Annotated in this window: 12 protein-coding genes; 9 read left to right on the forward strand and 3 right to left on the reverse strand. The window is 42.7% G+C overall.

Annotated elements, in window-relative coordinates; translation table 11 throughout:
• Positions 1–6: 6 nt before the first annotated feature.
• The 8 genes from WD077_15975 to WD077_16010 all read left to right on the forward strand — a co-directional run bounded on the left by WD077_15975 (position 7) and on the right by WD077_16010 (position 9263).
• Entirely contained in the window at positions 7–1611 is a 1605-nt protein-coding gene (locus tag WD077_15975; GenBank protein MEX0968731.1) for a hypothetical protein, read from the forward strand.
• Positions 1612–1617: 6 nt separating this feature from the next.
• Positions 1618–2961, forward strand: coding sequence for a DUF5723 family protein (locus WD077_15980; protein MEX0968732.1), 1344 nt, complete (start codon positions 1618–1620; stop codon positions 2959–2961).
• Positions 2962–3138: 177 nt separating this feature from the next.
• The gene (gene ald, locus WD077_15985) at positions 3139–4251 is read left to right on the forward strand and encodes an alanine dehydrogenase (GenBank protein MEX0968733.1); all 1113 of its coding nucleotides are present in this window, start codon (positions 3139–3141) and stop codon (positions 4249–4251) included.
• Positions 4252–4289: 38 nt separating this feature from the next.
• Complete coding sequence (locus WD077_15990; GenBank protein MEX0968734.1) at positions 4290–5771, forward strand: DUF5687 family protein; 1482 nt, start codon at positions 4290–4292, stop codon at positions 5769–5771.
• 9 nt (positions 5772–5780) lie between these two features.
• The gene (locus WD077_15995) at positions 5781–6491 is read left to right on the forward strand and encodes an ABC transporter ATP-binding protein (GenBank protein ID MEX0968735.1); all 711 of its coding nucleotides are present in this window, start codon (positions 5781–5783) and stop codon (positions 6489–6491) included.
• A gap of 316 nt (positions 6492–6807) precedes the next feature.
• Positions 6808–8376, forward strand: a complete 1569-nt coding sequence (locus WD077_16000; GenBank protein ID MEX0968736.1) for a HAMP domain-containing sensor histidine kinase — start codon at positions 6808–6810, stop codon at positions 8374–8376.
• 73 nt (positions 8377–8449) lie between these two features.
• Entirely contained in the window at positions 8450–8710 is a 261-nt protein-coding gene (locus WD077_16005; GenBank protein MEX0968737.1) for a DUF4342 domain-containing protein, read from the forward strand.
• A 46-nt stretch (positions 8711–8756) separates the two neighbouring features.
• Positions 8757–9263: a phosphoribosyltransferase family protein gene (locus WD077_16010; GenBank protein MEX0968738.1), complete on the forward strand. Its 507-nt coding sequence runs from the start codon at positions 8757–8759 to the stop codon at positions 9261–9263.
• A gap of 22 nt (positions 9264–9285) precedes the next feature.
• Here the strand turns inward: WD077_16010 and WD077_16015 are convergent, their stop codons facing one another.
• Together WD077_16015 and WD077_16020 are read right to left on the reverse strand one after the other, a co-directional pair.
• On the reverse strand, positions 9286–10704 hold the full coding sequence (locus WD077_16015) for a hypothetical protein (GenBank protein MEX0968739.1): 1419 nt from the start codon (positions 10702–10704) through the stop codon (positions 9286–9288).
• Positions 10705–10763: 59 nt separating this feature from the next.
• Positions 10764–11357 carry a penicillin-binding protein activator LpoB gene (locus WD077_16020; protein ID MEX0968740.1) on the reverse strand — a complete coding sequence of 198 codons (594 nt, stop codon included), beginning with the start codon at positions 11355–11357 and terminating at the stop codon, positions 10764–10766.
• A 286-nt stretch (positions 11358–11643) separates the two neighbouring features.
• On the opposite strand from WD077_16020, the gene WD077_16025 reads away from it, so the two are divergent.
• Positions 11644–12489, forward strand: coding sequence for a hypothetical protein (locus WD077_16025; GenBank protein MEX0968741.1), 846 nt, complete (start codon positions 11644–11646; stop codon positions 12487–12489).
• Here the strand turns inward: WD077_16025 and WD077_16030 are convergent.
• Positions 12479–13780 (reverse strand): DNA methyltransferase, encoded by a 1302-nt coding sequence (locus tag WD077_16030; protein MEX0968742.1) that lies wholly within the window; start codon positions 13778–13780, stop codon positions 12479–12481. The two genes, WD077_16025 and WD077_16030, sit on opposite strands and share 11 nt — an antisense overlap.
• Between the last annotated feature and the right edge of the window lie 115 nt (positions 13781–13895).

Below are 13895 nucleotides of genomic sequence, written 5' to 3' on the forward strand. Positions count from 1 at the left end.
AGTGAGATGAGAATTTCTATACATCGGGCTGCTATTCTTCTGTTGATCCCTTTGCTGGCCGGCTGCGTGAAAGATGATCTCTCGCTGGACAAAATCAAGGAACCTGCCTGGGAGCCGGAGCTTGCTGTTCCGCTTTTTCATGCATCTCTTTCTCTTCAGGACTTGCTGGATAAGGCAGACCAAACCGGAATGGTGCAAGTAGGCAACGATAGATTTTGTACAATCGTTTTTAAAGGTAAGCTACTCACATTTTCCACAGAAGATTTTCTCAATTTCCCTGATCACCTTCATCAGGAAATATATTCTCTCGGACAGTCCGATATTGAGTTTTTGACGCTTAATAATGAACTCGATGTTGCGTATCCATTGGCTTTTCCATTTATATCCGATAATGATAAAAGATTGGATTCCGTACGATTGAGGTCAGGCAAAATCAAAATCAGGATCACATCAGGATTCCGGCACAATGCCGAACTGAATACAACTTTCGAGAATATATTTTTCAATGGCGACCCTCTTCAGATCAATTCTAAATTAGAATATAATAACGCTTTACCTGTGCTATGGGAAGAACAATTCGACCTGCAGGATGCCGTGATAACGCTGGACCAGCTTCTGGCAACTGATGAAATAAAAGCGGAAGTAGCTATGCACTTGAAGAATTCCGGGAATAGCGCCACCATTCATGATCAGATGAAAGTGGAGGTATTTCTTACAGACCTGGATTTTGAAGCCGCCTACGGGTATCTTGGAAATCACGAATTCCGGGGAGGTGCCGATACTATTTTTCTCGAAATATTTAAGAAAACTCCGGGAATCGGCCGGTTCAGCCTCGTAGACCCGGAACTGGAATTGGTGCTGAATAATTCCTTCGGCCTTCCTTTGGACATTCAGTTTCTCGATCTAAGGGCTTTAATGATCAATAACCAAACTCATAGCATTACCGGGCCGGGCGTTTCTACTCCTATATACATAAAAAGCCCATTATTAAGTGAGGCCGGACAGCAGATAGAAACGCGTTTAATATTTAATAAACATAACTCTAATTTATTTAACATAGTAGAAAAATTTCCTAAAGAAATAGTGAACGACTTAAGAGTTGTGACGAATCCGCAGGGCCAGACAAACAGCAATTTTGTGCTGCGATCAAGCGGGATAAATATGGAAGTAAACCTGCGGCTGCCGTTGTATGGCCGGGCCAGCGACTTTATCCTGAATGATACAATTCGACTGGAAATTACGGATGTGGCTGAAATTAAAAACATAGCGTTTCGCACACGTGTAAAGAATGGCTTCCCGGTCGGGTTCAATCTGCAGATGTATTTTGTAGATGAAGACGGTGATATCCTAGACAGCCTGCTGGATTCTGAGCATTTTGCCCCGGCTGCCCCCACGAATGCTGCTTCGGGAAAGGTTACTGTGCCGGCTATCAACGTAATAGATACAGAATTTGATGAGCACCGCCTGCACCGGTTGCCAGAAACGCGCATGATCCTCGTGAAGGTTACAGCTTCTACGATTAACGAGGGCTCAAAGGATATCAGGATCTATTCTGAATATGATTTTGGTGTGGAACTGAGCGCCTCAGCAGGCCTCAAACTGAAATTATAGAAGCGAATGAAACGCCTTTATTTTCTGCTTCTTCTCTGTCCGGTTCTTTCGCAGGCGCAGTCTCACCTTACGCTTTATAACCTGCCGCTTGTGCCACAGCGGCTAGCCGTTAATCCTGCATTTTCAGAGCACTATAACTTCTATGCAGGAATTCCCGGCATTTCAGCGGTGTCAGCTTCTGCCGGTAATACCGGATTCTCCCTTTCAAAGCTGCTGAAAAGAACAGACGATGATTCGCTGGAACTAACTATGGATGCGTGGCTTGAAAATGCAAGAAAAAAGACGAACATTTCCGCCCGTACTCATATCAGTATTCTCAATACAGGGTTTAAAACCAAAATTGGATTTTTTGATTTTTTTATTAATGAACGCGCAAATTTTAATTTTATAGTTCCGGTAGATTATTTTGATCTGGCCTGGAATGGTATTTCAAAAACGGGAGAACATTTTGATCTGGGTGCGGCTCTTTATCTCAATCATTACAGGGAATATGGAGCCGGATATACCTATAAGTTCAAAGACCTCTTCCGTGCCGGTATCCGGGTGAAGTATCTGTATGGCCTGGAGAATATCCATACAAAGCGATCAGATATATCGCTGTCTTCTTCAGATGAAATGTATCACTTAACCGGCAAAAGTGATTTCAGCATCAAAAGTTCAGGTATCCGTTCTATAGCCAATCTTGATCCTTCTGAAAAAGGGGCCGTGAAAGATTATTTATTTAAAAAACATAACAGAGGAGCGGCCTTTGATTTCGGGTTTTATTATAATTTAAAAAAATGGACCTTCAGTGCCAGCATTCTTGATTTGGGTGGAATCCGGTGGAAAGACGATACGCATCATTTTAGTAGCCGGAATACTGAGGAATTCACCTTTCGCGGAATGGATATAGGCCAGGTGCTTAAGGATTCCTTAACGCTGGAGGAAGCTGGCGACAGACTGCTTGATTCTGTGGTTTCCTATTTTGATATAGACAGCACCAAAGGCAGTTATACCTCGAATTTACCTTTGCAGCATTATGGCGGTATTAATTATCATTTCACCAATCGCACGGAAGCGGGTTTGCTGTTATACGGGTATTGGCTGAATGGCAAACTTTATTCGTCTGCAACCATTGCAGGCACAACCCGCATCAAGCGGTGGTTTTCTGTTACAGCCAATTATACAATGGGTTATCAGGGATTTAATGTTTTCGGTGCGGGTTTCTCTTTGAGGGTCTGGAAGCTGCAATGGTATGTAGCCTGCGACAATGCACTGGGAATTTTCGATCCGGAAGGGACCCGGTATGTTCAGTTGCAAACCGGTCTGAATATGCCGCTAAGTATTGAGAAAACTCCGAAGAAGGAGTGAGGGCGGCCAGAGATTCCGGATTCGGGATTCTGCGTTGTGGCGGGTATTTTCCTGCTGGCATTTTTTGTTTTTGAGAATAAAAATGTTGTTCAGTTTCCGATCCTTATTTTCAGCATGTCCTGTTCAAAATTCTGCTAACTTGCGCCCCGATTTTTCACACCGTTTAAAGCAAAAAAAATGATTATTGGTGTTCCTCAAGAGATTAAAATAAACGAAAACCGCGTGGGATGCACGCCTTCTTCAGCCGCTGAGTTGATTGCCCGCGGCCATGAGGTGTATGTGCAACATGGAGCAGGCGAAGGAAGTGGGTTTCAGGATGAAGTCTATGAATCCATTGGCGCAAGAATACTTCCTACGATAGAGGATGTATACAAAAAGGCGGAGATGATCATTAAAGTAAAAGAGCCGATCGCGCCTGAATATGATCTGATCCGGGAAGATCAGTTGGTTTTCACGTATTTCCATTTTGCCAGCAGCGAAGAACTTACCCATGCGATGATCAAGTCAAAGGCGGTTTGCCTGGCTTATGAGACTGTTGAGAAACTCAATGGATCTTTGCCATTGCTGGTTCCGATGAGCGAGGTGGCCGGACGTATGGCAGTGCAGCAAGGTGCCAAATATCTTGAGAAACCAATGGGCGGCAAAGGCATATTGCTGGGAGGCGTACCCGGAACAAAATCAGCAAAAGTGCTGATACTTGGAGGCGGGATCGTAGGCTATCAGGCAGCAAAAATGGCTGCTGGACTTCTTGCCAGCGTTACTATAATGGATGTGAATCTTGACAGACTTCGGTACCTCACGGATGTGATGCCTGCCAACGTCAGCACGCAATTTTCCAATCATTTCAATATTCTGGAGGCGATCCGCGAATCCGACCTTGTAATTGGAGCGGTGCTGATTCCGGGAGCAAAGGCTCCCAATCTCATTACACGAGATATGCTGAAGGAAATGATGCCGGGAACCGTAATGGTGGATGTGGCAGTGGATCAGGGAGGTTGTTTCGAAACCACTAAGGCCACCACGCATAAGGATCCTATTTATACGATAGATGGTATTGTCCATTATTGTGTGGCCAACATGCCGGGAGCAGTGCCTTATACCTCTACTATTGCACTGAATAATGCAACCTTGCCGTATGCTATTCAGCTTGCGAACAAGGGCTGGAAAGCTGCAGCAGCAGAAAGCCGCGAGCTGAAGCTGGGCCTGAACGTGGTGAGAGGAGACGTGGTGTACAAGGCAGTTGCGGAGGCTTTCGGCCTGGATTACCGTCCTGTGGAAGAGGTGATCTGAAAACCGGTTCTGACATCAGGAAATATTTTCCGCTGAAAATGGGAATTGGGAACATCATCAAACATGAGTTTTTAGCTTTTTTGAGGAAAGGCGTTTGGCAGAAACAGTTGCTGATCAATATAGTGATTGGTCTGTCATTGATTTATCTGGGCATAAGCCTGCTCCTGATGGGATTATTCCTGCCGGATATTTTGAGCAAAGGTTTTCCTGGTCATGATCCTCTACACCTTGTAAACCGGGTCTTCCTCTATTATCTGCTGGTTGATTTCCTGTTCCGGTTCTTTTTCCAGGGCTTGCCGGTACTGCATGTAGTGCCATATCTGCACTTGCCCATCAGGAAATCCAGGTTGGTGAATTACGTCCTGGCCAAATCTTTTTTATCGCCATTCAATATTCTTCCGCTGTTTATCATTTTGCCGTTTGGCTTACGCGCAGCCGCGGATGTTTATTCTGCGGGAACTGCTTTGGCCTGGTGTGTTTCAATAATATCACTTATACTGGCCATAAACTTCCTGCTGATGTACGTTAAGCGAAACCTGAGCGGGAAAATCCTGGTAACGGTGGGGCTGATGTTGCTTATCACGGTATTGATGGCAGCCGAGATCATGGGTTGGCTGGAAGCCGGTGTCCTGGCCGGGATGGCGTTGGATGCAGTACTCCGCTTTCCCTTGCTGAGCCTGGCTTTTTTGGCTTTACCCCTGTTGCTTTACGCAGTCAACTACCGCTACCTGCGCAACAATCTTTATCCGGAAGAAACTGGCATAGGTGCCGCTCAGGTAGCCGGAAAAGAAAGACTCGGATTCCTGAACAGGTATGGTGTAACTGGGCAGCTTATAGCGGTAGAACTCAAATTGCTGTGGCGACATAAGCGCCCGAGGACAGCACTCATCGTTTCACTGCTGTTCCTTTTGTATCCGTTTCTACTTTTTATGAATAAAGAAATTGGAGAATTCAATTTCCTGTATCTTCTTATCGGGCTTTTTACCACCGGTATGTTTATCTTAAATTATGGTCAATACCTGATAAGCTGGGAAGGAAATCATTTCGATTCAATTATGGCGCAGAACATACCGCTGGCGGCATATTTCCGGGCTAAGCTCTACCTGTTTATTGGAATCGCCACGATATGCCTTTTCCTTTCTTTGCCATTCATATTTTTAGACTGGAGAATTGTGGCTGCCAATGCAGCGATGTATTGTTTCAATATCGGTTTCAGTACTTTTAATGTGATGACCTTCGCCATGTTTGGTGTCAGGAAAATAGATATCAGCAAGAATTCAGTATTTAACTATCAGGGAGCCGGGATTGCCCAATGGCTGCTTGCCATCCCGATTATGATCTTGCCTTTCATCATTTTCCTGCCATTTATGCTGCTATTCGATTTCATTACGGGACTTATTGCACTTGCCGTAATTTCATTGCTAAACTTGTCCCTGTCAACGTTTTGGCTAAGGATGCTTACAAGGCAACTCAAAATGCGGAAATACAGTATGAGTGAAATTTTCAGACAGGATAATTGAAAAGACAGGATGGAAAAGACTGAAATGATCATTTTTAAAAACCTGCTCAAGCAATATGGGGATACAAGAGCAGTAGATGTGGAAGAGCTGATGATCCCGGCTGGCCAGGCGATGGGTTTGGTAGGCAACAATGGCGCAGGCAAAACCACTCTTTTCCGGATGTTGCTGGATTTGGTGCGGCCCACCCAAGGAGATGTATCCAGCAAAGGTGAAAATGTCCGCCATTCTGAAAGCTGGAAACATTACACAGGATCTTATCTTGATGAGCATTTCCTGATTGACTTTTTGACGGCTGAGGAATATTTCAGTTTTATCGCTAAGATCAATGGCCTGACGGAAGGCGACCTGCAGCAGTTTTATGCGCGCTTCGATGAGATATTTAATGAGGAAATTCTCGGCAAGCGAAAATACATCCGCGACCTCTCCCAGGGTAACCAGAAGAAGGTAGGCATTGCTGCTGCCATTATGCCCAATCCTGAAGTGCTTGTGCTTGACGAACCCTTCGCAAATCTTGATCCCTCAACCCAGATCCGGCTGAAGAAACTGCTCCGGCAATTGCAGGAAGAAAACCGGATGACGATGCTCATTTCCAGTCACGACCTTATCCATGTTACTGAAGTTTGCGAGAGAATAGTGGTTTTAGAGCGAGGTCGGATAGTGAAGGATATTTATACAAGTGAAAGCACCCTGCAAGACCTGGAAGCTTATTTTGGTGCATAGATAGCAAACCGGCACAAGCTCTCAGAGGTGTAAGAAAATTGGGAGAATCAGCCCCTGCCCGGCATATTAATTCTTCTCACATTTCTCAGATACCGTTCGATTCCTCAGAACCTATTTTCATTTTTGAATGCTATCCGGCCAGTTAATTTTAACTGTCCACCCCAACTATTATTTAAACCATAGTAGAAATGATTTTGTGCTTTTTAGATTGTTTGGTTGGTCACGTATGCCAGATTGTGAATAATTCCAAATACTATTTTTTTCATTGAATGTTTTTTAAAATGAAAGTTTAATTGATTTCTTGAAGATGTAAGAATTGGCTGATTATGGGGATAAAAACGGCAGGGTGGCGCTCTATTTTTACCGCGTCATAAATGATCACTATGGCGGTAGATATGACCCAAACCTGCAAGAACAAACCTTCAATTTTAGCATGATAAGCAAGTTCAGAGAGATCTTTTTCCCCAGGTATACTGCGAACCAGCGCAGGCAAATAAACAGCATTCTGCTGATCACCAACTTTCAGCGGATGCATATTACCGCATTGTCCTCCCTCGTTGTGGTGGTGCTCTTTGGATTGCTTCCTGAGATATTGTTTCAGTATTTAGGGCTTGGGAAATTCCAGGCACCCATCAGGCATCTGTTCAATTATTATCTGGCAATGTCTGTTCTCCTTTGTATTTATATAGGATTATATCACCTGCTCAAGCCTCGCACTCCTTCAGGATTCAGAGCATATCATGCAGTGCTGGTGATTTCGTTTATGTTCCTTTTCATATATATGTCTATTTTCCTCTCGCTGGCCGATCAATATATCACGGGCGCTCTTACGCTGTATACTATGGGTTCAATTTTTCTTGCCCTCTTATTTTATTTTCCGCCTGCTATCAACGCTGTATTGTTCGTTTCCGGCCTCATCTTTTTTATGCTTACACTGCCTGCCTACCAGTCGGATCCGCTGATCATTTACCGCCATTATATTACAGCGTTTGAACTCTGCATAGGGGCATTGCTGGCTTCGGTATTTATTTATTCGTTTAAATGCAGGCAGATTGCTCAAATCATGCGAATTCAGAATCAGCATAAAGAAATTAAACGAAGTAACTACCTGCTGAAAAAGAATGCTGAAAAACTGAAGAAGATGGATGAGGAGAAGAACGAACTGATGGGAATAATGGCCCATGACCTCAAAAATCCGGTCAGTGGCATTCAGGGCATCACGGAGTTAATTGAGCTTGATCCTGAAATGGACAAAAACCAGATGAAGGACCTGCTTGGATTCCTCAAGAACTACAGTGACCGGATGAACGCGATCATTGTAAACCTGCTGAATATTAATGCCATTGATTCCGGAAAAGTAAAGATGCAGCGCAAAGAGGTAAATGTATGCTGGCTCGTGAGAGATACTGTTGCGGCTTATACACTGATAGCGTCAAAAAAGGAGATCTCTCTTGAAGTGCTTTCAGGGGAGGAAAATGCTATGGTTTATGGGGATCCTGATGCCATTTATCAAATTATGGATAACCTGATATCAAATGCCATTAAATTCTCTCCATTAAAAAAGAAAATCCGGATTCAGATAAAAAGCCATAAATCAAGTGTTTCCATTAGCGTTCAGGATGAAGGTCCGGGCTTGACGGAAGAGGATAAGAAAAAGCTCTTTGGCCGCTACGCAAAACTCACTGCAAGGCCCACTATGAACGAGCACTCCACCGGCCTGGGATTATCTATTGTTCACAAACTCGTGAGCGCAATGAATGGTAAAGTGAGTTGTAAAAGCGAACCGGGTATGGGGGCTACTTTTATAATTTCCCTTCCATCTCTATCTTCCAAAACAGAATATAGAAAGAACGGTAAGGCTGTATACCCTGGGGTTCCTGCATAATTTTTTATAATCATTTCCTGAACTCAGTTAAGTCAGGGTTGTTCTGTTTTAAAATTTAATAACCAAAAAAACAATGGAAGAAAAGAACAGCTCATTCAAAAATGAATTTCAGGTAAAAGGTGAAGACCTCCTGAAGCGAGTGAAAGAAATCATAGAAGAGGGAAATGTTCGCAGAATCATAATTAAAAACAGCGAAGGGAAAGTATTCATGGAAATTCCGCTGTCGGTAGGCGTTGTCGGGGCCTTGCTGGTGCCGGTGCTGGCTGCAGTGGGAGCGTTGGCCGCCCTTGTCAGCAATTTCACCATTCAGGTTGTCCGGAAAGAGGAAGAATAATTTCCCGCAATGCTGAAGCGTGTACTTTTGCAAAAAGCATTTCAAAATGAGCGACCACCGTACACTTATTTTAAATTCATTACAGGTAGAGCAGAAAATAAACCGGATGACCTATCAGGTTTATGAACAAAATTTTGAGGAGAAAGAACTGGTACTGGCCGGCATTGGAAACAGGGGAATGCAACTGGCCGAAATGGTGGGCGCTAAACTCACCGCAATTGCTCATTTCCCTGTTTCGCTGCTGCATATAAATTTAAATAAGAACAACCCGCTTGATGAGGAAATAAAAGTAACGCCTGTTGATATTAATTTGCAGGACAAGGCGGTAATAGTAGTGGATGATGTGCTTTATACAGGAAAAACATTAACCTACAGTTTGCTGCCGTTTCTCCAAAAGCGCGTGAGGAAGTTGCAGGTTCTTGTGCTCGTCAACCGTGCGCATACCAGCTTTCCCGTCTCGCCTGATTTTACCGGAATTTCGCTCGCTACTACCCTGCAGGAGCATATTGATGTGGAACTGGCTTCAGGAGAAATGGGTGTGTATCTGAGCTAAAGCCTTAAAATAGCTCTCAGGTTTAATCGAATTGCAAAGGCATGGGACGCGGACCATGTGCATCAATCGTCATATAAGTCTGAAAGATGGTTCGGTCAGATCGAACATCATAAGTGAATTCACTGCTGGCTGCCGGACGGTCTGGAGCCTGCGTTATGAGTTTCACTTTTTGTTCCCCTGCCGGCAAATAGAGCCTTGTGTAGAAAATACTGTGGGGAAGAGTTTGCCAGTTTCGAGTATCCGCCTGTTCTGAGATCGCATTAATGGCGCCTACTACCGCACCCGCCTCCTCGTTTTGTTCACGGATGGAATATTCGGCAGCTTTCTTCAGTGCCAGGCGAAGCAGGCCCTTGCCCATTTCCAGCAGCATCCGGTCCTGTAGCGTTTTCTGAGCTACTGCATTCACGTTTTCGGCAAGTTCCAGAGGTTTATCCTGCCCATTGTATTCCAGCTTTGCGCTGGTATAAACCAGCGGACGCTCCAGATAGCGCGGAAATGCCACCCTTACAAATTCAACCTTTTCCAATCCTTTATCTTCCGTTTTCCGGTCACTCATGTCATAGCCGAAAGAGAGATTGTAAGCCTGGTTGCGGAAAAACAGCATTCCGCCTTCTCCCCGCACCAGTGCGAAAGTTATCCCCCATTCGTCCTTTACGGGAGCCAGGCCGTCATGCCACAGGAATATTAATTCGCCCGAATTGGCCGGAACCGGTTTATATTTAATACCAAACTCCCGTTCATATCGCTGGGCGTCTTCCGTAAATCCTGTACGATAGGCTGCCCGGACTAAATCCTGTTTCAATTGTTCGGGTGCTCCCGTTCCAAACATGCTTTTATAATCTTCCTGATAAATATTATAGGAATTCCTGTAGGCAATAAAAGCATTATTGTGGTCATTATTGGCTTCGTAAATAATGCCCATTAAATTATGAATAAATGCGTCTCGTTTAAACCGTTTTTCCGATTTGTATTTATCCCCCAGTGTCGTCAGCCTGTTGTTCATCCGCCTTGTCTCCACCAGAGCAGCGTCAAAGTCATTCAGCTTAAGATAGTTAAGCGCCTTGATATAATTAAGATAAAGCAACTCGAAATCCTCACCAGGGTATGGAAGTATCTTAGGATTTGTAATAAATGAGGCAGCCTCAGCTAGATAATTTTTTCTGATATCATCCGCTATTAAAATGGCTTTTTCGAGGCTTTCATTGCTTGCAGGATATTCTCCGCGAAGATGCTGAACCATGCCCAGGTTCATAAAGTGGAGCAGGCGACTGTTTTTTCGTGCAGCTTTTTCATCAGATGCCAGCAGGTTTTCAGCCCTCTCCAGTTTTCCTTCTTCAAACAGCCGGTTAAACTTCCGATTCTTTTGATAATAAGTACTGCAAGAGCTGAAGCTGATAAATATAAGGACAAATACTGCACAAACAGGCCATCGTCTCAGCATTGACTGGCTTTTAAAATTTAAACTAAATAAATAGAACTGAGCACCGGGTTTTCAGCGAATCAGTTAACAATCGCTTTCTTGATCTTTTTTTCTCCAATCCATACTTTCTCGTTGGTTTCAAGATCGGTAAGCTCAAGGTTAACCTGGTAAAAGAAGGTGCGCTCTTTCCCGGCCTGATCAGAGATTTTGCTAATGTTTCCGTTCAAAATATAGTCTGCACCTTTTTCACGGCCCCAGCTTTTTGCTGTTTCGGGGGAAGAATATTTTTGTTGGTCGGCCCGCTCTTCGCGAAGTTGCTCCCGGAATTCGCCTCCCTGCACAATGCTGATCATGTTGCTGTTAATAAATTCCCTCTCCATATTCTTGATGAAAACTTCGGAATCAATGTGCTCGTCAGTTTTATTATTTACCAACCCAATAATAATAACCGGAGGGCGGTCATTCTTTGCGATAAAATTGGTTCTCCAGGGCCGGTTAATGGCATCGTTGGTCATTTCTTCAGCCACGAGGCGGGCATCAGTATCGTTCCAGCGACCGCTCAGGTCAGTTTGGGAATTAGGGTCAATACGGTCCACTTTGCGTTGGGCACAGCCGCCAAGCACGAGGGCGAACATCAGAAGGTGAGCAGTAAATATTTTTTTGATCATGGCCATAATAAATTTTGTTTAAGGTTGGCGTGTTCTCAAAAGAGATGCCAATGCCGCAGGCCCTTGAAAGCAGCGGTATTGTAACCAAACACTCTCCTTTCATTCGATTAAATTTAGCTACTTTTGGCAGGTAAGCTCCCGGAGTAATTTTGACTTTCTGGGAAATTTGAGATTGGTGCAATTGGGTTTAGGGATTTGGCGGGTGTGATTCTGAATTGGTTGAATTGAAACGAATAATAAAAGGGCTTTCTATATTAGAATTTGGCAACAAAGGGAAATTGTAAAAAAAGGAATGGATAGGACAATTGATATTGAAAACGAAACCCATGATTTAAATGAATGGATTTTAAAAAGTATCCAGCTATTTGAAAGAACACCATACTTAGATAATCTATTGGAAGTTTACCCATTGGAATCAGCAGTACCTGTACATTTAGATCCACACCTGAAGAGAAGAATTATCTCGGCACATCAGGGAAGAAGAACGAATGAATTGATCAGTATTCTCCAGGGTGAAACAAAATTTCCTTATGATGAACCATTAGCCTATTTGATAAAAGAAGTTCAGAACTGCCTAGGAAGCAATCCTAAGCAAATGCATAGAATTGCCAACACTCTTTACGCAATGACTGCTGATGAATTATTGGTACATCTTGAATCTGCCCCAAAATTAAATACCCAAATGGGACCTATGTTCACTACCTGGTTACGTAATAATTTTGAGTTATTAAATATGGAAGATTTTCAAGAATCTATGGAGGGTATATTCATTCTGAGTTCATCTGAAGAAGAGGGAAGAATTTTTATTAATAATGTTTTAAATCAAAATTTGGGAAAACGACCAGATTTGGTTGCGAAGGTAAATCAAACCTATATAATTGGAGAAGCTAAATGGATTGGACGTTCGGGAGGTAACCAAAATAATCAGGTAAGGGATGTTTTAAATTTTTGTCGCGACCAACGTGGTGCAGTAATAAGAGTTGGTATAATAGATGGTTTTCCCTGGGCAACTCGCAAAATCAACAACTCCATAATCAATGACAAAGTAAATGTGCTGGTACAGGAATTTCCTTACGATATAGTAAGTGCCTTGCTTCTGAAAGATTATCTGACCACGTTCTTAAAACCTAATCTTTAGAAACATATTCAAAGTAATTGCATTTTATTTTTCGGTTCTTAAATATTTTACGGACAACTTCGAGCGAGTGAGTGGAGTTATCAATTCCAATCCATTGTCTGTTAAGCTTATTTGCAGATTTAAGGGTGCTTCCGGAGCCACAAAAGCAATCCAAAACAATTGAATTCTCATTTGACGAATTTAAAATTATCCTGTCCAGCATGGATTCATTTTTCTGTGTAGGATAATCAACATAAGATAACCCCTTGTCTTTAAACTCCCATACATCCTGAACTTTAAAACCTTTGTGCTCATCTGCCAAAACTATTTTTCTAGGATTTCCATTGCCTGACCATTCGATTAAGCCCTGTTTATTTAATTCTGAAAGCACTTTCCTGCTGTATCTCCAGTGCCTTCCTTTTGGTGGCATTAATCCTTTCCATTCCAGCCCGGTATCGCCATCCACGGTTTTTCCCGGGGCATGAATCGGGTTTGTGGTATAATATCCTAATTCCGGATGTTTCTTTGGGAATAGTTCCTTCCTTTTTTCTTCTGACATAGGCTCCTTAATTTCATTCCAGATTTGCCTGTCCCTGTTTTTAGCATAATACAGGATCATGTCAGAATAATTGCCATAGGCATTTCGTGCAAAATTTTTAGGATTGCATTTAATTCTGGTTATATCATTTATATAGTTTTTAAACCCAAAGACTTCATCCATAATAATTTTTACATAGTGTCCGATTTTCTTGTCAATATGCAAATAAATACTCCCCTGATCAGAAAGCAGTTCACGAAGTAAAAAGAGCCTTTTTCTGATAAATTCCAGGAATTCGCTATTAATCAACTTATCTGAATAGGCAGAATCATCATCAATGGAATTAAAATCAAGACCGGTTCCAAACGGTGGGTCAATATAAATTAAGTCAATTCTGCCCTTGTGGGTTTCCAGAAGCTTTTTAAGAACAAACAGATTATCTCCAAAAATGTATCGGTTTTCTTTTTCATTGTGGTTTTGTTCTATTAACTTAAATTCTCCGTGGCTAATGGAATAAAGTATTTCAAATTCATCAGTTTTATCGCCATAGTCCAAAGAACAGTTTTTCGTTCTTTTAAGATAACTTACCTGCGGCTCTTCTACAGTGGAGTTGTTGCTAAGAAAGTTTTCAAAGTCATGCACTGTTATTCTGTAGCTTTTATTTATCCTGACTGCATTTAAGTGCTTGTTTTTAATGTACTTGGAAACTGTTTGACGGGTTACTTTCAGGTTTTGCGCTACTTCGTCCACTGTTAGAAAGCCTGACTTGTTCATATCCTCTGATTTGACGCAAAGTAACGCGTATTAACATAAAATAGCAAGTGACAATAGAAGGTAGTACGCAATTGCGTTTAGCATTCAATATTCCTCTTCTTAACTATTCATAATA

This window comes from Bacteroidia bacterium (genome assembly GCA_040880525.1).
In the GTDB taxonomy this organism is placed as follows: domain Bacteria; phylum Bacteroidota; class Bacteroidia; order CAILMK01; family JBBDIG01; genus JBBDIG01.

Excerpts from the sequence above, each read along its gene's own strand:
- WD077_15975 (MEX0968731.1), top strand. The coding sequence starts at position 7 with ATGAGAATTTCTATACATCGGGCTGCTATTCTTCTGTTGATCCCTTTG.
- WD077_15980 (MEX0968732.1), top strand. The coding sequence starts at position 1,618 with ATGAAACGCCTTTATTTTCTGCTTCTTCTCTGTCCGGTTCTTTCGCAG.
- ald (MEX0968733.1), top strand. The coding sequence starts at position 3,139 with ATGATTATTGGTGTTCCTCAAGAGATTAAAATAAACGAAAACCGCGTG.
- WD077_15990 (MEX0968734.1), top strand. The coding sequence starts at position 4,290 with ATGGGAATTGGGAACATCATCAAACATGAGTTTTTAGCTTTTTTGAGG.
- WD077_15995 (MEX0968735.1), top strand. The coding sequence starts at position 5,781 with ATGGAAAAGACTGAAATGATCATTTTTAAAAACCTGCTCAAGCAATAT.
- WD077_16005 (MEX0968737.1), top strand. The coding sequence starts at position 8,450 with ATGGAAGAAAAGAACAGCTCATTCAAAAATGAATTTCAGGTAAAAGGT.
- WD077_16010 (MEX0968738.1), top strand. The coding sequence starts at position 8,757 with ATGAGCGACCACCGTACACTTATTTTAAATTCATTACAGGTAGAGCAG.
- WD077_16015 (MEX0968739.1), bottom strand. The coding sequence starts at position 10,704 with ATGCTGAGACGATGGCCTGTTTGTGCAGTATTTGTCCTTATATTTATC.
- WD077_16020 (MEX0968740.1), bottom strand. The coding sequence starts at position 11,357 with ATGGCCATGATCAAAAAAATATTTACTGCTCACCTTCTGATGTTCGCC.
- WD077_16025 (MEX0968741.1), top strand. The coding sequence starts at position 11,644 with ATGGATAGGACAATTGATATTGAAAACGAAACCCATGATTTAAATGAA.
- WD077_16030 (MEX0968742.1), bottom strand. The coding sequence starts at position 13,780 with ATGAACAAGTCAGGCTTTCTAACAGTGGACGAAGTAGCGCAAAACCTG.